This is a genomic window from Caldalkalibacillus uzonensis, from assembly GCF_030814135.1.
GTDB classification, from domain to species: Bacteria; Bacillota; Bacilli; order Caldalkalibacillales; family Caldalkalibacillaceae; genus Caldalkalibacillus; species Caldalkalibacillus uzonensis.
The window spans coordinates 33,248-57,497 of sequence record NZ_JAUSUQ010000014.1; the positions used below are offsets into that span (position 1 = coordinate 33,248).

Consider the following 24,250-nt stretch of genomic DNA (forward strand, 5'->3'; position numbering starts at 1 on the left):
GATTAAAATAATAAGAATTTAAAGTGGCTGGGCCGGCTGGATTCGAACCAGCGCATCACGGGGCCAAAACCCGTTGCCTTACCGCTTGGCTACGGCCCAATGTGAATGGCGGAGCTGACGGGATTCGAACCCGCGATCTCCTGCGTGACAGGCAGGCATGTTAGGCCTCTACACCACAGCTCCGCTTTAGATGGTGACCCGTAGGGGATTCGAACCCCTGAATGCCGGCGTGAAAGGCCGGTGTGTTAAGCCACTTCACCAACGGGCCATAAGATGATTGCTAACACGCGTAAATAATGGCGGAGAAAGAGGGATTCGAACCCTCGCGCGGCTGTTAGCCGCCTACTCCCTTAGCAGGGGAGCCCCTTCAGCCAACTTGGGTATTTCTCCGCAAATGGCTCCGCAGGTAGGATTCGAACCTACGACCAACCGGTTAACAGCCGGTTGCTCTACCACTGAGCTACTGCGGAATATATTGTCATGTGTGATGGGAACATTTGATATAATACAATTTCTTGGCCAAAAATGCAAGTCCTTTTCCTAAAAAAATGACTGGAAAAATTAAGTGAACCGTGTCCGCCAGTGACGCATATACTGCTATCACCATAACTATCATGCTAACTTGTCCGTATCACACAATTTTAACAAGATGGTAAACATCCTGGTCATAATGCTCATCAGGTCGAGCTTGTGCGGAGGTGCTCCTTATGCCCAGATGGTTACAGAACCAACTGCAGCGTGCCTTTTATGAAAAGGATCTATATCAAATCCGCTTGTTAAACGAATGCTGGTACTTATATTATACCCGTCTTCAGGGCAAATTCAGGCCTCGTCACTTTGGTTAGACCAGCCGCCATGAGATCTTTTTGTGTAAAATACGGGCTCGCCAACTCATGTACCGATCCAGTGGACATGGTTGGCGGCGTGTTTGACAAGCTCTTTCTCTTTAAATGACCTCTTGATCCTCAGGGGAAATCATGGTTAAGCCCACTCGCTCCCGTTCCAAGTCAACTTCTTTGACCCACACAGTGACAATGTCACCCACGGCCACCACATCAAGGGGATGGCGGACATATTGCCTACTTAATTGGGAAATGTGCACCAAACCATCATTCTTGAGCCCGATGTCCACAAAGGCCCCAAAATCAACCACATTACGAACCGTGCCTTCCAGCTTCAACCCTGCTTGAAGGTCTTCAATCTTCAAGATATCTTTCATTAATAACGGCTGGGCCAGCTCATCGCGGGGGTCCCGGCGGGGTTTTTGCAATGCTTCAACAATATCTGTCAGAGTGGGAATCCCTATGTTAAGCCGTGCTGCCCAGTCTGTTATCTCCACATCCTGCAGGGCTTCAATGACCTGGCGGGAACCTATCTCTTGCTTTTCAAAGCCCAATTGGGATAAAAAACGTTCTGCCTCGGCATAGGATTCAGGGTGAATGGGGGTTTGGTCAAAGGGATCATCCCCTTCAAAAATCCGTAAAAACCCAACAGCCTGTTCATATGTTTTGGCTCCCAGTCGGGGAACGTCCAGCAATTGCCGGCGGTGGGTCAGCCGTCCATGCTGTTCCCTGTACTTGACAATTTCCTTGGCTACTGATTTGTTCAGCCCTGACACGTACTGCAACAGAGAAACAGAGGCCGTATTCACATCAACGCCTACCTGATTGACCACCGTTTCTACAACAAAGGATAAACTCTCACTCAGTCTGCTCTGGGAGACATCATGCTGATACTGTCCCACACCAATCGATTTGGGATCGATTTTGACCAATTCGGCCAACGGATCCTGCAGACGCCGGGCAATAGAGATGGCGCTTCGCTCAGCCACGTCAAGATCAGGAAACTCTTCTTTCGCCAAGGGAGAGGCAGAATATACACTGGCTCCAGCCTCATTAATGATAATATAGGCTAGCTCCCGTCCAGCCTCTTGTATCACTTGAGCCACAAACTGCTCTGTTTCCCTTGATGCTGTGCCATTGCCAATGGCCACAATGTCAACCTGATGTTTGTCTACCAAAGCCAGCATTTTCTGCTTGGCCTCATCCACTTTATTGTGAGGCGGGACAGGGTAAATCACATCAATGGCCAACACTTTCCCTGTAGCATCAACCACGGCCAATTTACAGCCCGTACGGTAGGCGGGGTCAATGCCCAGTACTGTTTTACCACGAACCGGAGGCTGAAGCAGCAGAGCGCGGAGATTTTTGGCAAAAATGTGGATCGTCTGCTCTTCAGCCTGCTCGGTTAATTCCCGGCGGATCTCCCGTTCAATAGCCGGAGCAATTAAGCGTTTATAACTGTCGGTTATGGCCAGATGTATGTATGTTGCAGCAGGGGAATGTTCATCTTTAACCCAGCGCTTCCTGAGATAGCGCTCGATGGCCTCCGTCTCAACCTCAAGCTTAACTTTGATAACCTCTTCTTTCTCAGCCCGGTTGATGGCCAACACCCGATGGGAAACCACCTGTGAAATTTTACTTTGATAGTCATAATAGATGCGGTACACCTGCTTTGGATCATTGTCTTGGCTCTTTAACTCAGTGATCAGCTGGCCTTTGGAAAAAGTATAATCCCGGATCCATTGTCTCGCCTCTGCCTCATCGGCAATCCACTCGGCAATAATATCCATCGCCCCTTGCAGGACGTCTTCCACTGTGTGAAGTTCATGTTCAGAAGAAAGATAGCCTTTCGCTTCCTGCTCCGGACTTTCAGGGTGACAGTTAACCAGCCACTCAGCCAAGGGTTCCAACCCTTTTTCCTTGGCGATCGTGGCTCTGGTTCTGCGCTTGGGACGAAAGGGGCGGTAATAATCTTCCACTTCTTGCAATTTCTCAGCTTGCAAAATGTTGTGTTTCAAGTCCTCGGTCAACTTGCCTTGTTCAGCAATGAGGCGCAGTACTTCTTCCTTGCGCTGCCACAAGTTCTGAAGATAGTGGAATCGTTCCTCAATGGCCCGAATTTGTTCTTCATTTAATCCACCGGTCACTTCCTTCCGGTAACGGGCCACAAAAGGCACGGTATTCCCTTCTTGCAAAAGTGCTATTGTTTTTTTAACCGCTCCGCTTGGAATACCTAATTCCTGGTGTATCGTGGTCATCATTTTTTCCTGTATCATCCACTGTTCTTGTTGCTGTACGTCTGTCATCCATCCACACTCCCAGCTTGTTTGACTCAAGACACCTGTTTTTTCATCATTTCCCTTAATTTATGGAGTGCCCGTCTTTGTAAACGGGACACATGCATCTGGGAAATATTGAGCCGTTCTCCGGTCTCCTTCTGACTTAAACCCTCAAAAAATGTAAGCCTGATAACCTGCTGCTCTCGGTCAGATAAGGCAGGCAGCAATTTTTCCAGCAACATGCGTCTGTTGACCTGTTCATAACCCTGTTCTGTTTCACCCACCAGATCAAGCAGCGTCACTTTACTGCCATCATAGTCCACTTCAAACTCATTATCCATGGACAAAGCTTGGTAACTGCGGGTGATCTCCAGGGTTTCCAACACTTCTTCCACCGAGGCTTCCACCCGCTCTGCGATTTCATCAATCTTAGGAGAGCGGCCAAGCTCACTGGTTAAATCATCAATGGTCTTTTTAATTTTGGGTGACAGTTCCTTAATCCGTCGGGGAACATGAACACTCCACGTTTTGTCTCGGATATACCGCTTGATCTCTCCCACGATAGTAGAAACGGCGAAACTTTCAAAAGTCCACCCGTGGGAAGCATCATAGCGGGACAAAGCCGCTAGAAGGCCGATCATCCCCACCTGGACCAAATCATCGTATACTTGGTCATTGCTGGCAAACTTGCGGGCCAATGATTGAACAAGGGGTTCAAAATAGAGCACCAGCCTGGTCTTTATGTCTTCGTCCGGTTTCTTTTGGAAAGCATTAATCAGACGGTAAATGTCATCTTTGTTATGAAGATGACGCTTGGATTGGACGGTCATTGGATGCCACCTCTTTAAATTTGGTCATTTGGATCATGATTCCGTCCTTACTCTGGATCTCCACGCGATCCATCAATGTCTCGATTAAATAAAGGCCTAACCCTCCCTCATACAACTTTTGAATATCTGTTTCTTGGTTGATTGGACCGGAATGACGCTTGATCCGGTTGATATCGAAACTTTGACCGTGATCAATCACCATAATCTCCAAGCGGTTGGGATAAGACAAGCATTTAACCTGAATGGTACCCTCCTGCTCCTGATAAGCATGGGTGACAGCATTGGTACAGGCCTCAGCCACAGCCACCTTCATATCTTCAATCTCATCAAACGAGAAGCCCAAACGACTGGCCAGACCGGAAATCAGCAAACGAACTACGCCCACATATTCGGGTTTTGCTGGAATATTCAGTTCCACCACATCATTTGCTTGCATCGTCATGATCCTCCCTATTTGATATCCACCGTTCCCCGATCCAGGTGAGAAACTTCCTTTTTCTTTAATCATAACTGTCCGCTGGCCATTTTGCACGTTTTAACTTTTTCTTATTTATTCGGCCAAAAATAAAAAGCCCTGTTCATCGTAAACGGGCTTTTTTCATGCGGATTCCTTTCTTCAATTGTTAACTTGCCAGAAAACCGGGCAAATGCTGCAAAAATTAGAAATCAATTAACCCTAGGCTGATCTGCAGTGCATCATCGACTCGCGCCATCATTTCCTCGTCAAGGTGCGTAATTTTATCTGTCAGCCGCTGTTTATCAATGGTCCGTATTTGCTCCAGCAGAATAACGGAATCCTTTTCAAATCCGTACAATTTAGCATCAATTTCCACGTGTGTCGGCAGCTTCGCTTTTTGGATTTGGGCTGTAATGGCGGCGACAATCACAGTGGGGCTAAAGCGGTTGCCAATGTCATTTTGAATGACCAGCACGGGGCGTACGCCACCTTGTTCTGAACCTACAACAGGTGACAGATCCGCAAAAAAAACATCGCCTCGTTTAACGATCAAATGCTACACCCCGCTTACTAAGCGGTCTAAGGTGTGATCTGCCTCTTCCTCAGCAAGAAAGGCTTCTGAGGCCATATTCAGATTAATGTTGGCCATTTCCATATACCCTTTTTTCATGGTCTCCCGCAGCATGCGTTTTTTCCGCTCGCGGAGGTAGAATTTCATGGCTTGGCGAATCAGTTCACTGCGGTTGGACTGCTCTTTCTTGGCCACCCCATCCACTTCTTTCAGCAAGTTCTGGGGAAGGGTAATCATAATCCGCTTTGTTTTGGAATTAGACACGATCAACGCACCTCCAACAATTGCCGTACAACCAATATTATGTCACGTATCGTTTAAATATACTACCATTATGCAGAGAAACAAAGGAATTTATACGTGAGTCCTTCTTCCTTTATAGATTCTAACACGGGTGCAAAACGTCCTGCAACACATAATTTCTAGACCTCATTTCGTTTCCGGCTGATGAGATCCTGCACTTCCGGTTTGACGCCCACATGGACCCTGGGCACCCGTTTGGTAATCTGGCAGGGGATTTCATAGTTAATGGTCCCAATCAGCCCGGCCAATTCATCAACACTGACCTCTTGTCCTCCTTGCCTGCCGATCAGCGTCACTTGTTGATGGCGGCTGTAAGGACGGTCCAGCTTAATCATCATTTGATCCATACATACCCTCCCAACAACAGGGTAGCGCCGGCCATTAATCAGCACATGGGCCCGGTTGGATAAGAGCCGGCTGTAACCATCGGCATAACCGATAGGAATGGTGCCAATCCATTCCTCCTTCTGGGCCCGATAAGTACAGCCGTAGCTGATGCCGTGGCCGGCAGTCACCCGCTTCACCTGGCTCAATTTGGAGTGCAGGGAAAAAGCAGGCTCGAGATCAAAGGGCAGCAGTTCTGCCATCCAGGCGGACGGCAATAAGCCATACATGCTGATCCCCAAGCGGACAAGCGTGGCATGCCGTCCCATGGTTTGCCGGATCAGCCCGGCACTGTTAGCCAGATGAATACTGTCAGGCTGGATGCCGCTGGCCAGAATCTGGTCCACCATGTAATCAAAAGTCGCCAGTTGCTGGCGTAAATAGGTGTCGTCCCGCTCATCAGCGGTAGCTAAATGGGAATAAACACCCGTCCACTTCAGCACTTGGCTGGCGGGGTCAGAAGAGCTCCATTGGAGGTACTTACTAATCACCTGTTCAAGCTCTTGCTGGGAGCAGATGCCCAGCCGGCCCATGCCGGTGTCCAGCTTCAGATGAAACTGAAGCGGCGGTTCATCGGGGTGAACATGTGCCGCCATGTCCTTAAAATAAGCGTGATCCGGCACCGTGATATGCAGCTGGTGCCGCTGGGCCAAGGGCAAGTACGTGGGGAGCACATAACCCAGCACCAATATAGGGGCGCGGATACCTGCCTGGCGCAATTCAATGCCTTCTTCCAAGAGGGCCACTGCCAGCCAATCGGCTCCAGCTCTAAGGGCCGTTTTGGCCGCAGGAACAGCCCCATGACCGTAACCGTCTGCCTTTACCGTGGCCATAAGCTGTTTATCTTTGGACAGGTACGTTTTAAACCGGGCTACATTATTAAAAATGGCGTCTAAATTAATTTCAGCCCATGTCTGCCGGTAAAACATCTTGTTTCACTCTCTTTATCTTTTTTTCTCCATCATCCTTTCTCAATCATACCATGACAACAAAAAAAGAAGAATAGGAGATCAATGCCTATTCTTCCCTGCGGACAAAACTGACCCGGTCTATGTGAAGGCCCCTTGTCTCTCCAGTTGCTTATTTATCCGCTTGCCCCACCATGGATTGGGCAACAGCCACCATTTCTTCTTTAGGCAGATCACCGGTTAACCAGAAATCGACACCGTCATAGGTCCAGATTAAGCTTTTGTCAGTCATCACACCAACGGCAAAGCCAAGGTCAACAGGCTCACCCTGGGGAATATGCACCATTTTGGCCTCGGCGTGCTGCTGAATAATGGTGAAATGATAATCTCCGGCGTAACGCAGCACCACTTTCGCTTCACCGTCTTGGTTGACCTCTTCTTCTTCAACCAGTTCCACGTTGGGTGGTTCATAAGCCGGGTAGAAGGTGCCTAAGCTTCTCTTTTCTTCTGTTTCCTCATCGGCCGACATGGTGGGCAAAGCATCCAGCCCGGCCCCTTGCATATTCCGCTGTATATCAAAAGCGTCATCTTCAAAGGTAGCGTCAAATTCCACATTGGAGAAATGCAATTCGACCAACACATTAAAGTCTGCATCCATAATGTGAACTTTGGTCGGTTTCAAGTCTTTATCCAGCCAAATGCGTTGATGCTTCAAGGTTTTGTTCTGATAATTAGCCGCTGTGTCGAAGACATACTGGTCCCCCTCAATACTAAACTGGCGGTTTGAATCACTTAAGATGTCTCTGATCAGGGATTCATACAAATACACTTGAGGCTGGTTGCCGGGCCAGTTGCTTTGGAAACGAAAGCTTTTGTTCAAATGAGGGGTGAGCACAAAGACACCATCATCGTTTTTGAGAATAATCTGCGTGATGTCCCGTGCCTTGTTTGTCAGGCTGATGCGGTAATAATCCGGTGCCTTATGCCACACTTCCACTTCATATTCGTGGGGTTCCTGACCGGTCTGGAGCACCAGCTGAATATCAGCTTTATAGCTTTGCAAGGTGTCCAGGCGTTCGCTTAACTCTCCTACTACTTGCTCTTCATCTTTCGCACCGCAGGCTGCGAGAAGGGAGAGCGTTATTGCCAGTAAAGCAAGGATCAGCCATGCCTTTCTCATATCATCATCCCTTTCACTCTTTTTACAATCCATATCTATGAGTGAAAAAGAGAAGATATGCAGACTAGCATGACATGCTCAAAAAATATCTCAGTGTTCCAGGATCACCTGGGCAATGGCGTACTGACGTGTATGGGAAATGGACAGATGGATGTTCAGCTGGCCAGCAGCACCATCAGTTAAGGATCGGTGCCAATGGACGGAGGGCGCTCCGCCAGGTTGATTTAAGATGGAGACGTGATGCCATGTAAAACGCCGGCCGACCCCACATCCCAGCGCTTTGGCCAATGCCTCCTTCGCTGCAAACCGGCCCGCCAGATACTCCACTTGCCGGAAAGCAGACAAACCCGCATACTGCTCCCATTCATCATCTGTCAGTATGCGCCTGATCAAACGTGGCCGTTCTTCACGCAAGCGTTTGATCCTCTCCAACTCTACCATATCAATCCCTGTTCCTATAATCATTCTTCCGCCCCTCTTCCAATTCATGATTTTCCGCTATGTAAAATATGATACAATATGGGCAGTATCTCTGTTGGAAGGAATGCTTGTAATGTGAGGTGAACTGCTTGTTTGTACGGACGGAAAGCTTTCAACAGTTTATTCGTTACTACCCTGTGATCACCGCATTGATTGCCATTAACACCGTGCTGTTTGTCTTGATGCGTCTCCCGGTTATCGGCGAAGTGGTCCGTTTTTATGGAGTGGGCCAAAATATGGCCGTCGCCATGGGTGAATACTGGCGCTTGATCACCCCTATTTTTTTACATTATGGGTTGATGCACTTTTTGTTTAACACCTTTGGCTTAATTATTTTCGCACCTGCCTTGGAACGGCTGCTCGGACGCTGGAAATTTATCGGTCTGTATCTGGCAACAGGCATTGCCGGTAATGTGGGCACGTATTTCCTGGGCCCAGACTATTACGCCCACCTGGGTGCATCCGGCGCTTTGTACGGTTTGCTGGGTTTGTACCTGTACATGGTGCTGTTCCGCAAAGACCTGATGGACCCAGCCTCCAGTCAGATCGTCACCACCATTCTGATCATCGGTTTTATTTACAGCATTATTATGCCAGGTATCAACTGGTATGCCCACCTGTTTGGGTTTCTCTGCGGCCTGGCCCTGGGGCCGCTTGTGTTCAAGGGGCAAATGAAGTATTTTACCCTGATGAGCGACCCGGCGCCCACCCGTTCTGCTGATCCCCATAAGATTCGCTTTGATCCCCGGCGCTGGCAAAAAAGGCACAAGCACAAACAAATAGGCAAGTATGTGCTGATCGGTTTTGTTGTGTTCCTGATTGTACTCGGCTTGATCAACAGCCTGCGCTAGACAGCCACATACACGAGCCCGGCCTGTCAGAGGCGGGCTCTTGGCTTGTCATGTCAACCTATGTGAACCTAAACCAGATGCTCGGGATTTAAGATACGCTCCGCTTCTTCTTCAGTCAAGAGCCTCTCTTCCACCACAACTTCACGCACCGTTTTGCCTTGTTGATATGCTTTTTTGGCGATTTGAGACGCACGTTCATACCCCATGTACGGGTTCAGAACTGTGGCCAAAGCGGTGCTTCTCTCCAGCCAATAGGCGCATTGGTCCCGGTCCACTTCCAATCCTGTGACACACCGTTCCCGGAACACCTTGATGCCGTTACCCAGCAGGGTAACGGAGTTTAAAACATTGTAACCAATCACCGGCATCATGGCATTAATCTCCAGCTGGCTTTCACAAGCAGCTGTTGTCACAACCGTGTCATTGCCAATGACCTGGGCACAAATCATGTACATGTTCTCCGGTATTACAGGGTTTACTTTTCCCGGCATGATGGAAGATCCTGGCTGCACAGCCGGCAATCGGATTTCGGCCAAGCCGGTACGTGGTCCCGAGCTTAAGAGGCGCAAATCACTGGAGATTTTGATTAAATGGATGGCCAGCTCTTTTAAAGCATGACTGACACGAACAGCCGCACCTGTGTTTTGCATGAAACTGAACCTGTCCTTTGGCAGACGGAAGGGCAACTGAGTTCGCCTGGCCACGTCGGACACCGCTTTTCGCGCATAATCAGGATGGGCATTGATCCCTGTTCCCACCGCATTCCCGCCAAGACCGATCTCATACAGATAGTCAAGACACCCATGAATGTTGTCCCTGGCATAAGCCAACGATTGGGCATAGCCCCCGAAAACTTGTGAATAACGGATTGGAACCGCATCCTGCAGGTGGGTGCGCCCCGCTTTAATCACATTATCATAGGTTTCTGCTTTTTCTTTCAATACCGTAATCAAGGCATCCACTTCACCCAGCAAGCGATGCTGAATGTCCTCTGCAACGGCAATGTTAATAGCTGCATGAATGGTGTCATTGGTCGATTGGGCCATATTCACATGATCGTTGGGATGAACCAGGCTGATATCGCCCCGCTCACCCCCCAAAATTTCACTGGACCGGCTGGCAATCACTTCGTTGGCATTCATGTTTTGCGACGTGCCTGCTCCCGCCTGATAAGCATCCACCACAAACTGATCATCCCATTTGCCTTCAATCACTTCCTCAGCCGCCTGAATGATGGCTTTGGCCACCCGTTCCTCCAGTGCCCCTACTTCGCAGTTCGCTTTGGCGGCTGATGCTTTAATAATGCCCTGGGCCCGGATAAACGAACGAGGCAACCGCTGGCCGCTGATGGGAAAATTTTCTACCGCCCGCTGGGTTTGAGCGCCGTAATAAGCCTCTTTCGGTACTTTAACTTCACCTAGCGGATCACGGGCAATGCGGAAAGCATCAGTCATCATCTCCACCTCTCTGGTTTTCATTTATGTTCCCTTCTACAGTCTCCCCTAATCCCGCTTTGCCCAACAAGCATCCCTGAAAAAGTTTAGAACATTTTCGCGTAAATCCCTTGCCAAATAACCTTTACAGGAGTATAATGTCCTCTATATATAGACAATTGTTTCTTTCACAAAAACACACGGGGAGTGGTAGAGAATGACAGATGTGATATCGGTTGGATTATTAGGGCTGGGGACGGTTGGCTGCGGCGTGGCCCGCATTATCGAGGATCATCAAGAAGAGCTTGAGCATCAAACTGGCTGTGCTATTCGCATTAAAAAAGCGTTGGTACAGCATTTAGATAAAGAACGGGACGTTAAGCTGGACCCAGACTTATTAACCAATCATGCCGAAGAGGTGATATTTGATCCGGAAATCGATGTGATTGTAGAAGTGATGGGTGGGATTGAACAAACCAGGGAGTATGTCCTGGACGCCTTGCGCCAGAAAAAACATGTGGTCACCGCCAACAAAGATTTAATCGCCTTGCATGGGGCCGAGCTTTTGCAAGCGGCTCAGGAAAACGGCTGCGACTTGTATTATGAAGCCAGCGTTGCCGGCGGCATTCCCATCCTCCGCAGTTTGGTCGAAGGGCTTGCTTCTGACCGTATTCTTAAGATCATGGGGATTGTCAATGGCACGACCAACTACATCTTAACCAAAATGAGCAAAGAAGGGGCCGCCTATGAAGAAGCACTGCGGGAAGCGCAAAAGCTGGGTTATGCGGAAGCCGATCCCACCGCTGATGTGGAAGGGTTGGATGCGGCCCGCAAAATGGCCATCTTAAGCACCCTCGGTTTTTTGACCAATGTGGAATTGGATGACGTCTCTGTACAGGGCATTTCCCAAGTGACAGCTGAAGATATTGCTTACTGCGCCAAACTGGGCTATACCATGAAACTGATCGGCATTGCCCAGCGGGATGAGGGGCGCATTGAAGTCAGCGTTCAGCCCACCCTTTTGCCACATGACCATCCTCTGGCCGCGGTCAGCAATGAATATAATGCGGTCTATGTTTACGGAGAGAGTGTGGGGCAAACCATGTTTTACGGCCCGGGAGCCGGGCAGCTGCCCACCGCCACAGCTGTTGTCTCCGATTTGGTCACTGTCGTCAAACACATGCGCCTTGGAGTGAGCGGGCGCAGTATGGTGGCTCCCTTGTATCCTAAGCATCTCAAAACAAAGGAGGAAATTTTATCTAAATACTTTTTGCGCCTGCATGTGAAAGATCAAACGGGAGCGTTCGCCACTATCACTTCCCTGTTTTCAGAGCATGGCGTTAGCCTGGAACGGGTGCTGCAACTGCCTCTAAAAGAAGCAGGGTTGGCCGAAGTGGTGATCATGACTCATCAAACCAATAAAAAAGCCTTTGATGAGGTGTGCCAGGCACTGGAATGTCTAGAAGTGATTCAAGCCGTCAAGAGTCGTTACCGCGTGGAAGGAGAGTCATAAGCATGAGTTGGAAAGGACTATTAGATCATTATGCCCCGTATCTGCCTATTACCGAGCAAACACCCCGTTTGTCACTCAATGAGGGCAATACCCCCCTCATCCGTTTAGAGACACTGTCAGAGCGCTGGAATGTGGATCTGTATGTCAAAGTGGAGGGAGCCAATCCCACCGGATCATTTAAAGACAGAGGGATGGTGCTGGCCGTTGCCAAGGCCAAAGAAGAAGGCAGTGAAGCCATCATCTGCGCTTCCACCGGCAACACCTCTGCTTCAGCTGCCGCCTATGCCGCCCGGGCCAAGCTGCGCTGTATCATTGTCATCCCGGAAGGAAAGATCGCTTTAGGCAAACTGGCTCAGGCGGTCATGTATGGTGCTGAGATTTACGCCATTGAGGGCAATTTTGACCAAGCGCTGGCCATGGTGCGGGACATTGCGGCAGAAGAACCGCTGACGCTGGTCAATTCAGTGAACCCTTACCGGATTGAAGGCCAGAAAACAGCCGCTTTTGAAATCTGCGATTCGTTAGGGCAAGCACCGGACATTTTGGCCATTCCAGTGGGCAATGCCGGCAACATCAGCGCTTATTGGAAAGGATTTAAAGAATATGACCGCTGCCATCACACCGGGCTCCCTGAGATGCACGGCTTTGAAGCAGAGGGTGCGGCAGCAATCGTGCAAGGCCGGGTGATCGAATACCCCGAAACGATTGCCACAGCCATTCGCATTGGCAATCCGGCCAGCTGGCAAACCGCTGTTGCCGCCGCTCAGGAGTCCGGCGGACAAATCGATGCTGTGACCGATGAAGAGATTCTTGAGGCTTATCGTCTGCTGGCTCGTGAAGAAGGTTTGTTTGCCGAACCGGCCTCCTGCGCCTCCTTGGCCGGCGTCAAAAAACAACTTGAAACAGGACAAATCAAAGCAGGCAGCCGTATCGTTTGCGTTTTGACCGGCAACGGGTTAAAAGATCCCAACACAGCCATGGAAGCGGTCAGCATGAAGCCACAGGTGATCCCCAATGACAAACAGGCTTTGTTACACAAGCTAAAAGAAGGTGTACGCTCATGAATGAACCTTCCTTTATAATCCGTGTCCCTGGAAGTACGGCTAACTTGGGACCGGGCTTCGACTCCATCGGTTTGGCTGTTAACCGCTACCTTGAGCTGACTGTCACCCCGGGGGAAAGCTGGTTGTTTGTCGGTGACGGTGAGCTGCGTGACTTGCCTCCTCTTGAGGATAACTTGATTTACCAGGTGGCCCAGCAAGTGGCCGAACAACATGGACGGTCACTCCCTCCCCGCCAAGTGGCGATGCAAAGCACGATTCCCTTGGCCAAAGGGTTGGGCAGCAGTGCAGCTGCCATTGTGGCCGCCATTGAGCTGGCCAATCAAGTCTTGGAGCTCGGGCTGACACAGAATGAAAAATTACGCCTGGCTGCTTTAATCGAAGGGCATCCAGACAATGTCTCCGCTTCAGTGTTTGGGGGGTTGGTCATCGGCAGCCATTGCCAAGAGTGGACTGATGTGGTGCCTTGCGGTGTTCCACCTGTGGACATGGTGCTCATGGTCCCGGACAGCCAATTGTTAACCAAGAAGGCACGTAACATTCTCCCTGACCGCTTGGCATTCAAAGAAGCAGTTACAGCAAGCAGCATCAGCAATGTCCTGGTCGCTGCTCTCTTAAACAATGACTGGGCCACAGCAGGAAAAATGATGAGGCGCGACCGTTTCCATCACCCCTACAGAACCCAGTTGATTCCGGAACTGGCATCAATATTACAGGAGCAAGACCACTTCCCTGCTTACGGAGCTGCATTAAGTGGCGCCGGACCTTCCATTATCTGGTTTTCTCCTGTGGGAGAAGGGAAATATCTTGAACAGCTCTTGGCTAAGCGTTACCCTCAGTACAGTTTTGAACAGCTGCAACCTGATTCCCACGGGGTCACAGTGATCAAATCAAGTATATGCCGTTCTTGACACACAAAACCACACTAAAATAGGCTGTTACGCCTATTTTAGTGTGGTTTTTTCTAGCACAACATATTTGGCCCTAACTTCTCATATATATAAACTACCCCCACCAAATATGCCCTTGTATTCCCTTAAACATCTGTACAAGCCAAAAGATAGTAAGAAAGCATCTCTATAATAAAGACAAGATGATTATATTTTCTAAATATTTATATATTTGGTCCTATTAGACTACTGTGTTGGGTTGGAAATTGTTGTATGATAAAATTAGAGCCCTACTTTGGGGTGGGGAAAAAAAAGAGGCAAAAGGGGGGAGATGAGATGGAGCTTACCATCGCTACAGCCATCATTGCTGCCGGAATGTTTGTAATCTCTCTGGTCAATTTGGTCATTACACTCATCGACAAGATGAAAAAGTAACCCACCTCCCGACAAGGCAGGTTACTTTTTCCCGCTGAGTAGACGACGGATGACAGCCTACCCTTTGCGGATAACCGAGGTGCGGCAACACCTCGGTTATCATTATATAACAAACATAATTACATTATACAATGTTTTTTTAAAATTTAAACCTCTATTTTTGGAAAGCAGGGCCCATTTTTATGTGACCATAGGCCTACACTTTCTTAAAAAGGAACAAATAATGTACTGGAGGGATCCTGATGCCTTTCACACGACAGAAGAGACACGCCCACCCCCTGATTCGCCTGGCTGTCAGTTATATCTTTCTGTTGGCCGCTATTCAAAAATGGCTCCATATGGACCAAAGCACCCAGCTTTTCGGAGAGTTAGGAATCCCATTTCCACAGTGGTCAATATTGGCCGTCGCAAGTGTGGAAACTGTGGGCGCCATTCTGATTTTGTTCAATTGGCGTGTTAAACTGGCCACTATCCCCTTGTTAGTCATCATGTTGGGAGCCCTGGTCTGGGTAAAGCTTCCGCTTTTATCTTCTGACGGATTATGGACTATGCTGAATGAGTCCCGCATTGATGTATTGATGATTTTTTTGCTTGTGTATTTAAGGCAAACGGGACGTTAGTTAACAGTCCTCCCAGGTCAGCTGTAAACTACTTTTCTACGTCATCTAGGTGGTCGGCAGCATATGAGTATTTTCGGTCAGTTAACCAATCGCCGATACACACACCCACTATGGCTAAAAAGCCTCCTGTCAGTTGAATCCAGCTGGTTGACTCTCCCAACAAAACAGCAAATAAGAGGCCGAAAACGGGAATGAGACTGGTATACAACGACGCAACTGAGGCATCCAGTATCCTTAGGGCATAGTTCCACAGAAAAAGCGTTAATGCTGTGGCACCCAATCCTAGATAAAAAATAATGATCCAACTCAGCCCACTCATCTGGGGGTAGCCTGTAAACAGCCCATCGACTATAGCAGCGGGGATCAAAAACAATAATCCTGCCGCAAACCCCGCTGTAGTGATGACAATGGGGTCATGATAACTGTTTAGCTGAGAATCACAGGCTGTTTGATGATGTTAAAACGAAACCCTCTTTGATAGGCAAAGGGAAGCAATATACCAAAACCGATGATAAAACGTAAAGAGGTAAGGAGGAAAGGAGGGACTTCATTCAGAGCGATTTTTGTCGTTATAAATGTCGAACCCCACAAGGCCATGGCTGTCAACAAAGCAACTGTGCTTTTTAAATAATCACGCTCATAGGTTGTTCTCAAGCCTCCTACAAACCACCGATATATGAATGATATGCCAAATCCCTTAAATTAGCAATATTCCTGTATACTTGGCTTTTAATAGCATAATTAAAATGATCTCCCCAAAAATCTATCAAAATTAAATCGCAAAAACAGCACACGACTTGTTTGACATCTGTGTGATATTTAAGAGTTAAACCATTCTTAGAGGGGGAGATCACATGAGTTCTTACAACCGCTCCATCACGTTATCCCAAGGGATTGCTTTATATGTTGCCGCCATTTTAGGTTCAGGTATTTTATTCCTTTCTGCAAGCACAGCAACAGTCGCCGGACCGGCTTCCATATTGGCTTGGCTGATAATGATTCTGTTTAGTTTTCCTCTGGCCTATACATTTGCTGTTTTATCACGTTCTTATCCCGATGCAGGTGGAGCAGCCACCTTTGTGCGGCTGGCTTTCGGTCAACATTTAGGCAATCTGGTTGGCTGGTTTTACTTTTTAACAGCAGCGGTGGGACAAATGATTGTCGCCTTAACAGGTGCTAATTATATAGGGGTTGCTTTTCAACTATCAGCCGCTGAGGTGGCAATGATTGCTTGCGGCATTTTGGTCAGCGCCGGTGTATCCAATCATTTTGGTCTCCAAGTAAGCGGGCGGGTTTCCCTGGTCCTCAGCACGATTTTACTCACCATGCTCTGTGCAGCTGTCGTTGTCACATTCCCGTATATGAACTGGGACCAGTTTCAACCCCTTGCCCCACATGGATGGCTCCCAGTGGGAACAGCTATTGTGATGATTTTTTGGTCCTTTTTCGGCTGGGAAGCAATAAGCAATCTGGCGGAACGCTTTAAACATCCGCAAAAGGATTTGATTCGCAGTGCACTGCTGAGTGCTACCATCATTGGGATTGTGTTTCTCCTGTTAAGCATCGTCACCGTTGGCAGCGGTACTTATGGCAGCATCCAAACCAATACCTCACCAATCGGGGTCATGATTCACCGTGGTTTAGGGTTTCAAGCACAAGTGATAACAGCCATCCTTGCCCTGATTATATGTATGGGGACCACCAATGCTTTTGTGGCCAGCCTTGCTCAACTTGGGTATGCCTTAAGCCGGGATGGCGCCTTTCCTGCTTGGCTGTTCTATTTAAATGCCCGAACCCAGACGCCGACGCGTGTCGTCTGGCTGGTAATTCTCTTTGCCGGACTGGGGGTTATTTTGACAACCATGATGCATGTCCATTTTACCCAGTTATTGTTTATCCCTAATTCGTTGGGTATGATGGTGTATATCCTTTCCATGGCAGCAGCACTTAAACTATGTGAAAAATATTCTAAACCATGGCTTAGCGGACTGTTTTGCTTACTCATGCTAGTCTTGTTCATGCCATTTTTAAGTTGGCACATATTGGTGCCGCTTTTGGTCACTGGTATGTATTGGCTGTATCAAAAGGGACTTGGAAAAGTAAGCGTGAAAGACCGTAAACAGATGTTGGGGAGATGGAAGGTATGATGGTGGATATCCATAAAGCAGCGTTATGGCAAGCAGTTGTGGAATGTGATCGCAAATACGACGGAATCTTTTACTATGCTGTAAAGACAACCGGCATTTTTTGCCGTCCTTCCTGCCCTTCTAAGCCTCCCAAACGGGAAAACGCAGTCTTCTTTTTTGATCGGGATGAAGCAGTTCAGCAAGGCTACCGTGCATGCAAACGCTGCCGTCCTGACTTACCCTTATCGGCTTATGACCCTCAACAGGAAGTGATCAACAACGCAAAGCACATCATGCAGCTAGAATATCATAAACCGTGGACGCTACAATCTCTATCACAGCGCTTAGGGGTTAGTCCATACCATCTGCAACGCTTATTTAAACAAAGAGTGGGCGTCAGTCCCAAACAATTTCTGAAGCAGGTTCGTATCCAACAGGCTAAACTTTTACTGATTAAAGGGGAACACTCTAATACTGAGATCTGTTTTTCGGTGGGATTTACTGACCTGTCTCAATTTTATAGATGTTTTCGGCAAGCGACTGGTTTATCCCCACAAGCCTATAAAAGGAGTAAGACACGCCCCAGAGGAAAAGCAAAATAGCCGACAGTATAGTGCTAATTATGTTAAGATACAAATTAAGACACTTAAATGGCTGGGGGGAGTCTGCTTGGAACATGAAACATCTTCACAAGCGGAAGTAAAATCAAAAGGCTCAGTCTGGGAAGTGTTATCTGTTTCCACCAAGCTGGGCTTAACTTCTTTTGGCGGACCGGTTGCCCATCTGGGTTTTTTCCGGGAGGAATACATCAAGCGGCGCCGGTGGCTGGATGACCGTACATATGCTGACTTGGTCGCCTTGTGCCAGTTTTTGCCAGGTCCGGCCAGCAGCCAAGTGGGAATAGGTATCGGCTTGATCCGGGCTGGATTTTGGGGCGCGCTCGCAGCGTGGATTGGGTTTACTTTGCCATCGGTTCTGCTTATGGCTTTATTTGCTTTTGTGTTACAAGGGTTAGATTTGACCTCAGCTGGGTGGATTCATGGGCTGAAAATCGCCGCTTTGGCCATTGTCGCTCATGCGGTGTTAGGCATGGGCAAAAGCCTGGCCCCAGACCGGGAGCGGGCCTCGATCGCCATACTGGCCACCATCGTCATTTTGTTGTGGCCAACTGCACTCAACCAAATCGTGGTTATCATCGCCAGCGGAATCATTGGCACATTACTGTTCAAACCTGGAGAGGCAGCCCAAACAGAAGCGTTTCATATTGCCATCAAGCGCCGTTGGGCCATCCTCAGTTTGGTTTTATTTATTGGCCTGTTGCTCCTTTTGCCCTTGTTGCGCCAGTTGTTTCCTGTCCAGTGGCTGGCCATGGCTGATACGTTTTACCGGGTCGGATCACTGGTCTTTGGCGGCGGCCATGTTGTCTTGCCTTTGTTGGAACGGGAAGTGGTAGCCGGAGACTGGGTCAGCCAGGAGGCCTTCCTGGCCGGTTATGGTGCTGCTCAGGCTATTCCTGGTCCCTTGTTTACCTTTGCCGCCTATATTGGTGCACTGGCCAACGGTTGGAGCGGGGCTTTGCTGGCCACGGTGGCCATCTTCCTGCCGTCATTCTTCTTGGTGATTGGCACCCTTCCCTTTTGGAATATCTTGCGCCGCCATCCCCAGGTGCAAGGGGGGCTGTACGGCGTTAATGCAGCCGTGGTTGGCATCTTATTGGCCGCTCTGTACCACCCTCTGTGGACCAACACCGTCACTTCAGCTGCTGACTTTGCTCTGGCCTTAATCTCCTTTGGCCTGATTATCTTTTGGAAAACCCCACCGTGGCTGGTTGTCATGATAGGCGCCATCGGCGGCAGTGTGATCGCCTTGTTTACATCATAAAGCACCACTGAATTCAAAACAGAGCGACAAACTTGAACAAAGGAGTGAAGTACGCATGAAATATCGCCGCTTAGGCAAAAGTGGTTTGTTTGTTTCCGAATTATGCCTGGGAACGATGACTTTTGGCCGTGAAACAGATAAGGAGACGGCCACCCGCATGATTCATCACTTCCTTGATGCGGGGGGAAACTTTATTGATACGGCTGACGTTTATGCTGACGGACGTTCAGAGGAAATTGTCGGCCAGGCCATCAAAGACCGCCGCTCAGAAGTGATTCTGGCCACCAAAGTGCGCATGAAAGTGGGCCCGCATCCTAACGATGCCGGCTATTCCCGCAAACGGATTATGGACGGTGTGGAGCAGAGTTTGCGCCGCTTAGGGACCGATTATATTGACTTGTACCAGCTGCATGTGTGGGACCACCTGACACCCATTGAGGAAACCCTGCGCACTCTTGATGACCTGGTTTCATCTGGGAAGGTGCGTTACATTGGCTGCTCCAATTTTTTGGCCTGGCAGCTGATGAAAGCACTGGCTTACAGTGACTTTAAAAACTATGTGCGCTTTATCTCCATTCAGCCCCAGTACAGCTTGGTGAACAGGGAAATGGACCGGGAAGTGCTGTCCCTGTGCCTGGAAGAAGAAGTGGGCGTGATTCCATGGGCACCTTTGGCCGGCGGTTTTTTAACAGGAAAATATCCCCGCACAAAGGAAAAACCCAATTTTGGCCGTTTTAACAATTCCGCAACCGGAGAGTACATGTGGGAGCGTAAAGCAACGGACCGAAACTTTAAGATCCTGGATAAAGTGCAGAGCATTGCCGATGAAGTGGGTAAAACTCATGCCCAAGTCGCCCTGAACTGGTTGTTGTGTAAAAAAGGCATCACGTCCCCTATTTTCGGTGCCCGTACAGCGGAGCAGTTGGAGGAGAACCTGGGCAGCACCGGTTGGAGATTAAGCCCTGAGCACTTTAAAGCCTTGGACGAGGTCAGCCAACTTCCCAGCGAGTATCCCAACCGTTTCCTTGAAAAATTCCGCCGTGATGTGATTTATGACAATCTTGACGTTTAAGCATCAACAGACCTCCCTGCCGAAAAGGGAGGTCTTATGACATTGACCTGACTTCGTTTGGAGGTGTATAGGATGGATACAAATATGAAGACAGGTGCCATTGTGAAAGCAGTGTATAAAACCGGTGTCTATATTGGTGAAATTACCGAACTGAAACCTGACCGCGGCAAAGCCGTGGTCAAAGTGCTGGCTGTACTCAAACATCCTGCCCAAGGCGACTTGCACCAGCCTTTGCAAGCGGATGTGCCCCTGTTCCACCAGCGCCGTGCCCTGGCTTATAAGGAACAGGCGAATATCCCGCTCAGCCACCTGTCCCCCTATGACGGGGAAATACCCGACTATACCGCTTCTTTGCATGCAGCCCTTGACACAGAAATTGAGGTACTGCAGCAGCAAAACTCACCCTGGGCAGAGCAAGCAATCAAACATTTACAACAGTTAAAAGAGGAGTATTAAAGGAAAAAGACCGGGGGCTGAACAGCTTTTTTGCTGGGTCACAGCCCCCGGTCTGGTGTTCTGTGAGTGATTCAGATTCTACTGTGAATTAAATTTCTAGAATCGGTGTTACAACTTCAGACACGCAATGCGCCCCAATTTCTTCAGCAATTCAATAGCAACTTCTTTTTCATTTGCCACAGATTAAGAACGGGTTGTAAACTGCTCCTTTTCCCGCTGGCGGAGTTCTACCCGGCGGATCTTGCCCGACGTGGTTTTGGGCAGTGAATCCACGAATTCAATTTTGCGTGGATATTTATAAGGCGCAGTGAGTGACTTGACATGTTCCTGCAACCGCTCTACCAGTGTGTGATCTTTGGCGTCCTCAGGATTTTTTAATACCACAAACGCTTTAACCACATGGCCCCGGACCTCATCCGGGCTGGCTACGACGGCACACTCTCTCACCGCTGGATGTTTGACCAGCGCATCCTCCACTTCAAAGGGACCAATGGTATAACCTGAACTGATAATGATATCATCGCTGCGCCCTTCAAACCAAAAATAACCGTCTTCATCTCTGCGGGCCTGGTCTCCCGTCAGGTAATATTCACCCCGGTAAGCGGCCTGAGTCCGTTCAGGGTCCTTATAATATTCCCTGAACAAGGCAGGTGTCTCGCGATGGACGGCAATATCACCCACTTCCCCCACACCAACTGGTTCACCATCCTCATTAATAATCTCAACCTGGTTTCCAGGCGTCGGTTTACCCATGGAGCCAGGCTTGATCTCCATGCCTTTCAGCGTACCCACCAGCAAGGTGTTTTCAGTCTGGCCGTAACCGTCCCGCACATCTACACTGAAATAACGTCTGAAGGTGTCGATGACTTCTCGATTCAAAGGCTCACCGGCTGAAACGGCACTTCTTAAGTGGGGCAAAGAATACCGTTCAAGCCCATCTACCTTAGCCATGAGCCGGTATTCGGTTGGCGTGCAACACAAGACGTTGACTTGATACTCTTCCATAATAGATAAGTAACGGGCGGGGGCAAAAGGACCATGATAAACGACAGCTGTTGCTCCTAATCCAAGCACCGACAAAAACGGACTCCACACCCATTTGGCCCAACCCGGTCCTGCCGTGGCCCAGACCACATCATTTTCTTTAATATCCAGCCATTGTTTGGCTGCCACCTGCAAATGAGCGTACCCCCACCCATGAACATGCACAACCCCTTTAGGATTGCCTGTTGTTCCCGAAGTGTAAGACAAAAAGGCCATATCTTCACGGTGAGTGGACACCGCTTCGAAGTAATCGCTTTCATTTTCAACCAACATGTCCACATCTGTCCAGCCAGGCTGTCCTGCTCCAACAACAAACTTATATTGCAGAGACGGAAGGGGGTCCTCGATCTTCTCAAACTCTGCTACGCTGTCCTGGTAAGCAATCACGGCTTTGGCTTCTCCGTGATTGATACGGTAACTCAAATCTTTGGCTCTTAACATTTCAGAACTGGGAATGACAACGAACCCAGCTTTTAAACAAGCTATGTAGGTCACATACGCTTCAGGAACCCGGGGGAGAATCACCAGCACTTTGTCCCCTTTTTTAAGACCCTGTTTGACCAAAGCATTGGCCAGACGGTTAGCCTGTTTAATGAGCGCCTGATAAGTAATCTCACGCTTGTCTCCGTTGTCGTTCAGCCAGCGGATGGCTACTTTCTGAGGGTCCGCTGCAAAAGCTTCAAACTCCTGAGTCATGTTGTACTGCTCTGGTGCAAGCAACTGTTCCAGTTTCACGATTTGGCCTCCCTGATGTGGTGATATTATGCTCGTCTCCATTATACAAAATTAGGCGATAGATTTAAATATTTAGATTAAAACAAAAGGTTGACACTTTTAGACAATATGTGCATACCGGTTTAACCGAGCATGAAAACCACACCCGTTCTCCTTGATGTAAAGCTTCAAATGGTCTATTGTTTTATACCCTTAAAAAGGGCATAAATCCCTGTTGGCTCGTCAGTACACGTTGTTCCCCAAACACATCCTTGAAGATGGAATAGGTCTCGTCAAACTTGTCAGGCGAATACCAGTCTGCATAATCCAACTGATGATAAAGAGACTTGATGCCCAGCTTTTCGGTCCGCTTTCCCCTAGCCCCATCCCCCCGGAAGAAATCATCCAGGCAAACCCAATCCACCACTTCCTTCAGTCGCTTGGCAAACAGTTCAGAATAAGGCAAAATGGGGGATACAGCGGCTTGTACGGGAAGACCTGCTTGTTTAAGTGTTGTTAATGCCTTCAATCTGGCTGCCAGAGGAGGTGCCGCGGGAGAAAGTGTTTTACGCACCTGCTCCAGATCCGTTTCAATGGTGATGCTGATACATAACCTGTCTTTAAGTTCGAGCAAGAGTTCCATATCTCTTGTGATTAACGGACTTCGGGTTTGTACAAACAAAAAGTCGGGCTTGTTCCTGACCATCACTTCTAACAGGCGCCGACTTAATTCTATTTGCCCTTCCAGCGGTTGATACGGGTCAGTGCTGGAAGACATAAAGATGGTGACCTTACCTTTCTGCTTCGCCCGCTGTAACTCTTTTTGCAGCATTTGTGGCGCATTCTCCTTCACATGAACCCAGGTCCCCCATTCTTCCTGGCGAAACAAAGCAACAGGCAGCCGGCGGACATAGCAAAAAGTGCAAGCAAAGGCACATCCCCCATACGGATTTAACGTATGGGTGTAACCGGTCAAATAACCGCTTGCCGGGTTAAGTAACCTGCCCGGTTGACCATAGGTAATATTTAGCCTGCTTGATGCCATCTGATTCACCACCTTTTTTAGTCCAGGAAGCGCCTGCGGACTTGCAGAGTTATGACAATGCCGTTAAGATAATCGGTTCTTTCTCTGTCACCACAATCGTCTGTTCAAATTGGGCCACCAGGCTGCCCTGAGGCGCCTTTAACGTCCAGCCATCTTCCGCCTGTTCCACAAGTTCATCGCCGGTGGAAATAAAGGGCTCAATCGCCAGGACCATGCCCTTTTCCAAACGTGTCTGTTCAAACGGATTATAAAAACTGAAAATATGGTTGGGCTCTTCATGCAGGCTGCGGCCGATCCCATGGCCACACAAGTTTTTAACAACCGTAAACCCGGATCGTTTCGCTTCCTCTTCCACCACCCGTCCGATTTCAGACAACGGCTGTCCGGAAGTGGCTTTTTGCAGTGCTTTCTCCAGTGCCCTTTCAGCGCTAGCACATAAACGCCGGGCCTGTGTTGACACCGGCGGAACAATGAGAGTGGCACCCGTGTCCGCAAAATATCCATCCAGTTGGGCCGATACATCAATGTTGACTTTGTCACCGGGGTGTAAAACCCGGGTACCGGGAATGCCATGGGCCACCTCTTCGTTAACACTGATACAAGTTGCCCCAGGAAAATTGTACTGTCCCCGGGGAGCTGATTGGGCTCCATGCTGTACGAGCACCTTTTCACCGATAGCATCCAGTTCAGCTGTGCTGATCCCCGGCCGAACATGATTCATCATCTCCTGTAAAGCAAGAGCCACCACCCGGCCCACCTTCTTCAGCGCTTGCAACTCTTGAACAGTTTCAACCGTCATATCATTCGCTCCTTTATATCTGATCCCCGAATTGACCACTATTGATTAAAACAATTACGATTTAATATAATATTTC

General features: G+C 48.8%; 25 protein-coding genes and 5 tRNA genes. 11 read left to right on the forward strand and 19 right to left on the reverse strand.

Annotated elements, in window-relative coordinates; genetic code table 11:
- Positions 1 to 24 precede the first annotated feature (24 nt).
- From J2S00_RS16055 to J2S00_RS16075, 5 genes are all read right to left on the reverse strand, one after another.
- Positions 25 to 99: transfer RNA gene (locus J2S00_RS16055), tRNA-Gln, on the reverse strand.
- 7 nt (positions 100 to 106) lie between these two features.
- Positions 107 to 183 (reverse strand) — tRNA-Asp (locus J2S00_RS16060).
- Positions 184 to 191: 8 nt separating this feature from the next.
- Positions 192 to 268: transfer RNA gene (locus tag J2S00_RS16065), tRNA-Glu, on the reverse strand.
- 29 nt (positions 269 to 297) lie between these two features.
- Positions 298 to 390: transfer RNA gene (locus tag J2S00_RS16070), tRNA-Ser, on the reverse strand.
- Positions 391 to 395: 5 nt separating this feature from the next.
- Positions 396 to 470: transfer RNA gene (locus J2S00_RS16075), tRNA-Asn, on the reverse strand.
- A 237-nt stretch (positions 471 to 707) separates the two neighbouring features.
- On the opposite strand from J2S00_RS16075, the gene cmpA reads away from it, so the two are divergent.
- Entirely contained in the window at positions 708 to 845 is a 138-nt protein-coding gene (gene cmpA / locus J2S00_RS16080; RefSeq protein WP_307342109.1) for a cortex morphogenetic protein CmpA, read from the forward strand.
- A 101-nt stretch (positions 846 to 946) separates the two neighbouring features.
- On the opposite strand, the gene J2S00_RS16085 is transcribed toward cmpA, so the two are convergent.
- The 8 genes from J2S00_RS16085 to acpS form a co-directional block, all read right to left on the reverse strand.
- Complete coding sequence (locus J2S00_RS16085; RefSeq protein ID WP_307342112.1) at positions 947 to 3,148, reverse strand: Tex family protein; 2,202 nt, start codon at positions 3,146 to 3,148, stop codon at positions 947 to 949.
- 26 nt (positions 3,149 to 3,174) lie between these two features.
- Positions 3,175 to 3,951 carry an RNA polymerase sigma factor SigB gene (gene sigB, locus J2S00_RS16090; RefSeq protein ID WP_307342115.1) on the reverse strand — a complete coding sequence of 259 codons (777 nt, stop codon included), beginning with the start codon at positions 3,949 to 3,951 and terminating at the stop codon, positions 3,175 to 3,177.
- The gene (rsbW, locus tag J2S00_RS16095) at positions 3,920 to 4,387 is read right to left on the reverse strand and encodes an anti-sigma B factor RsbW (protein ID WP_307342118.1); all 468 of its coding nucleotides are present in this window, start codon (positions 4,385 to 4,387) and stop codon (positions 3,920 to 3,922) included. Before rsbW ends, sigB begins: the two co-directional genes overlap by 32 nt.
- Positions 4,388 to 4,610: 223 nt before the next feature.
- Positions 4,611 to 4,961, reverse strand: a complete 351-nt coding sequence (gene ndoA, locus J2S00_RS16100) for a type II toxin-antitoxin system endoribonuclease NdoA (protein ID WP_307342121.1) — start codon at positions 4,959 to 4,961, stop codon at positions 4,611 to 4,613.
- Between the two features lie 3 nt (positions 4,962 to 4,964).
- The gene (locus J2S00_RS16105; RefSeq protein WP_307342124.1) at positions 4,965 to 5,243 is read right to left on the reverse strand and encodes a CopG family ribbon-helix-helix protein; all 279 of its coding nucleotides are present in this window, start codon (positions 5,241 to 5,243) and stop codon (positions 4,965 to 4,967) included.
- A gap of 158 nt (positions 5,244 to 5,401) precedes the next feature.
- Entirely contained in the window at positions 5,402 to 6,595 is a 1,194-nt protein-coding gene (gene alr / locus J2S00_RS16110) for an alanine racemase (protein WP_307342127.1), read from the reverse strand.
- Between the two features lie 151 nt (positions 6,596 to 6,746).
- Positions 6,747 to 7,754, reverse strand: a complete 1,008-nt coding sequence (locus J2S00_RS16115; protein ID WP_307342129.1) for an outer membrane lipoprotein-sorting protein — start codon at positions 7,752 to 7,754, stop codon at positions 6,747 to 6,749.
- Between the two features lie 90 nt (positions 7,755 to 7,844).
- The gene (gene acpS, locus J2S00_RS16120) at positions 7,845 to 8,219 is read right to left on the reverse strand and encodes a holo-ACP synthase (RefSeq protein WP_307342131.1); all 375 of its coding nucleotides are present in this window, start codon (positions 8,217 to 8,219) and stop codon (positions 7,845 to 7,847) included.
- 95 nt (positions 8,220 to 8,314) lie between these two features.
- Here acpS and J2S00_RS16125 point away from each other — a divergent pair, with 95 nt between their 5' ends.
- Entirely contained in the window at positions 8,315 to 9,085 is a 771-nt protein-coding gene (locus J2S00_RS16125; RefSeq protein WP_307342134.1) for a rhomboid family intramembrane serine protease, read from the forward strand.
- Positions 9,086 to 9,153: 68 nt separating this feature from the next.
- Here the strand turns inward: J2S00_RS16125 and J2S00_RS16130 are convergent, their stop codons facing one another.
- Positions 9,154 to 10,563 (reverse strand): class II fumarate hydratase, encoded by a 1,410-nt coding sequence (locus J2S00_RS16130; RefSeq protein ID WP_307342138.1) that lies wholly within the window; start codon positions 10,561 to 10,563, stop codon positions 9,154 to 9,156.
- 172 nt (positions 10,564 to 10,735) lie between these two features.
- Between J2S00_RS16130 and J2S00_RS16135 the strand changes: the two genes are divergently transcribed.
- From J2S00_RS16135 to J2S00_RS16150, 4 genes are all read left to right on the forward strand, one after another.
- The gene (locus J2S00_RS16135; protein WP_307342140.1) at positions 10,736 to 12,031 is read left to right on the forward strand and encodes a homoserine dehydrogenase; all 1,296 of its coding nucleotides are present in this window, start codon (positions 10,736 to 10,738) and stop codon (positions 12,029 to 12,031) included.
- Between the two features lie 2 nt (positions 12,032 to 12,033).
- Positions 12,034 to 13,095: a threonine synthase gene (gene thrC, locus J2S00_RS16140; RefSeq protein ID WP_307342143.1), complete on the forward strand. Its 1,062-nt coding sequence runs from the start codon at positions 12,034 to 12,036 to the stop codon at positions 13,093 to 13,095.
- A complete protein-coding gene (gene thrB, locus J2S00_RS16145) occupies positions 13,092 to 14,003 on the forward strand; it encodes a homoserine kinase (RefSeq protein ID WP_307342146.1) in 912 nt (303 codons plus the stop codon). Before thrC ends, thrB begins: the two co-directional genes overlap by 4 nt.
- A gap of 656 nt (positions 14,004 to 14,659) precedes the next feature.
- A complete protein-coding gene (locus tag J2S00_RS16150; RefSeq protein ID WP_307342149.1) occupies positions 14,660 to 15,037 on the forward strand; it encodes a DoxX family protein in 378 nt (125 codons plus the stop codon).
- A 28-nt stretch (positions 15,038 to 15,065) separates the two neighbouring features.
- Here the strand turns inward: J2S00_RS16150 and J2S00_RS16155 are convergent, their stop codons facing one another.
- Together J2S00_RS16155 and J2S00_RS16160 are read right to left on the reverse strand one after the other, a co-directional pair.
- A complete protein-coding gene (locus J2S00_RS16155) occupies positions 15,066 to 15,356 on the reverse strand; it encodes an EamA family transporter (RefSeq protein ID WP_370875891.1) in 291 nt (96 codons plus the stop codon).
- A 107-nt stretch (positions 15,357 to 15,463) separates the two neighbouring features.
- Positions 15,464 to 15,691, reverse strand: a complete 228-nt coding sequence (locus J2S00_RS16160) for an EamA family transporter (protein WP_307342152.1) — start codon at positions 15,689 to 15,691, stop codon at positions 15,464 to 15,466.
- A 200-nt stretch (positions 15,692 to 15,891) separates the two neighbouring features.
- On the opposite strand from J2S00_RS16160, the gene J2S00_RS16165 reads away from it, so the two are divergent.
- The 5 genes from J2S00_RS16165 to kapB all read left to right on the forward strand — a co-directional run bounded on the left by J2S00_RS16165 (position 15,892) and on the right by kapB (position 20,572).
- Positions 15,892 to 17,184 carry an APC family permease gene (locus tag J2S00_RS16165; protein WP_307342155.1) on the forward strand — a complete coding sequence of 431 codons (1,293 nt, stop codon included), beginning with the start codon at positions 15,892 to 15,894 and terminating at the stop codon, positions 17,182 to 17,184.
- Positions 17,181 to 17,765: a bifunctional transcriptional activator/DNA repair enzyme AdaA gene (locus tag J2S00_RS16170; RefSeq protein WP_307342158.1), complete on the forward strand. Its 585-nt coding sequence runs from the start codon at positions 17,181 to 17,183 to the stop codon at positions 17,763 to 17,765. Before J2S00_RS16165 ends, J2S00_RS16170 begins: the two co-directional genes overlap by 4 nt.
- Positions 17,766 to 17,832: 67 nt before the next feature.
- Positions 17,833 to 19,044 (forward strand): chromate transporter, encoded by a 1,212-nt coding sequence (locus J2S00_RS16175; protein WP_307342161.1) that lies wholly within the window; start codon positions 17,833 to 17,835, stop codon positions 19,042 to 19,044.
- A gap of 55 nt (positions 19,045 to 19,099) precedes the next feature.
- Complete coding sequence (locus J2S00_RS16180) at positions 19,100 to 20,116, forward strand: aldo/keto reductase (protein ID WP_307342164.1); 1,017 nt, start codon at positions 19,100 to 19,102, stop codon at positions 20,114 to 20,116.
- Between the two features lie 72 nt (positions 20,117 to 20,188).
- A complete protein-coding gene (gene kapB, locus J2S00_RS16185; protein ID WP_307342167.1) occupies positions 20,189 to 20,572 on the forward strand; it encodes a kinase-associated lipoprotein KapB in 384 nt (127 codons plus the stop codon).
- A 183-nt stretch (positions 20,573 to 20,755) separates the two neighbouring features.
- On the opposite strand, the gene mbcS is transcribed toward kapB, so the two are convergent.
- The 3 genes from mbcS to map all read right to left on the reverse strand — a co-directional run bounded on the left by mbcS (position 20,756) and on the right by map (position 24,174).
- On the reverse strand, positions 20,756 to 22,351 hold the full coding sequence (gene mbcS / locus J2S00_RS16190; protein ID WP_307342170.1) for an acyl-CoA synthetase MbcS: 1,596 nt from the start codon (positions 22,349 to 22,351) through the stop codon (positions 20,756 to 20,758).
- 184 nt (positions 22,352 to 22,535) lie between these two features.
- Entirely contained in the window at positions 22,536 to 23,375 is an 840-nt protein-coding gene (locus J2S00_RS16195) for an SPL family radical SAM protein (protein ID WP_307342172.1), read from the reverse strand.
- A gap of 49 nt (positions 23,376 to 23,424) precedes the next feature.
- Positions 23,425 to 24,174, reverse strand: coding sequence for a type I methionyl aminopeptidase (map, locus tag J2S00_RS16200; protein WP_307342175.1), 750 nt, complete (start codon positions 24,172 to 24,174; stop codon positions 23,425 to 23,427).
- Between the last annotated feature and the right edge of the window lie 76 nt (positions 24,175 to 24,250).

Coding starts and splice junctions, on each gene's coding strand:
- cmpA (WP_307342109.1), top strand. CDS start 708: ATGCCCAGATGGTTACAGAACCAACTGCAGCGTGCCTTTTATGAAAAG.
- J2S00_RS16085 (WP_307342112.1), bottom strand. CDS start 3,148: ATGACAGACGTACAGCAACAAGAACAGTGGATGATACAGGAAAAAATG.
- sigB (WP_307342115.1), bottom strand. CDS start 3,951: ATGACCGTCCAATCCAAGCGTCATCTTCATAACAAAGATGACATTTAC.
- rsbW (WP_307342118.1), bottom strand. CDS start 4,387: ATGCAAGCAAATGATGTGGTGGAACTGAATATTCCAGCAAAACCCGAA.
- alr (WP_307342127.1), bottom strand. CDS start 6,595: ATGTTTTACCGGCAGACATGGGCTGAAATTAATTTAGACGCCATTTTT.
- J2S00_RS16115 (WP_307342129.1), bottom strand. CDS start 7,754: ATGAGAAAGGCATGGCTGATCCTTGCTTTACTGGCAATAACGCTCTCC.
- acpS (WP_307342131.1), bottom strand. CDS start 8,219: ATGATTATAGGAACAGGGATTGATATGGTAGAGTTGGAGAGGATCAAA.
- J2S00_RS16130 (WP_307342138.1), bottom strand. CDS start 10,563: ATGAAAACCAGAGAGGTGGAGATGATGACTGATGCTTTCCGCATTGCC.
- J2S00_RS16135 (WP_307342140.1), top strand. CDS start 10,736: ATGACAGATGTGATATCGGTTGGATTATTAGGGCTGGGGACGGTTGGC.
- thrC (WP_307342143.1), top strand. CDS start 12,034: ATGAGTTGGAAAGGACTATTAGATCATTATGCCCCGTATCTGCCTATT.
- thrB (WP_307342146.1), top strand. CDS start 13,092: ATGAATGAACCTTCCTTTATAATCCGTGTCCCTGGAAGTACGGCTAAC.
- J2S00_RS16150 (WP_307342149.1), top strand. CDS start 14,660: ATGCCTTTCACACGACAGAAGAGACACGCCCACCCCCTGATTCGCCTG.
- J2S00_RS16155 (WP_370875891.1), bottom strand. CDS start 15,356: ATGAGTGGGCTGAGTTGGATCATTATTTTTTATCTAGGATTGGGTGCC.
- J2S00_RS16165 (WP_307342155.1), top strand. CDS start 15,892: ATGAGTTCTTACAACCGCTCCATCACGTTATCCCAAGGGATTGCTTTA.
- J2S00_RS16170 (WP_307342158.1), top strand. CDS start 17,181: ATGATGGTGGATATCCATAAAGCAGCGTTATGGCAAGCAGTTGTGGAA.
- J2S00_RS16180 (WP_307342164.1), top strand. CDS start 19,100: ATGAAATATCGCCGCTTAGGCAAAAGTGGTTTGTTTGTTTCCGAATTA.
- kapB (WP_307342167.1), top strand. CDS start 20,189: ATGGATACAAATATGAAGACAGGTGCCATTGTGAAAGCAGTGTATAAA.
- J2S00_RS16195 (WP_307342172.1), bottom strand. CDS start 23,375: ATGGCATCAAGCAGGCTAAATATTACCTATGGTCAACCGGGCAGGTTA.
- map (WP_307342175.1), bottom strand. CDS start 24,174: ATGACGGTTGAAACTGTTCAAGAGTTGCAAGCGCTGAAGAAGGTGGGC.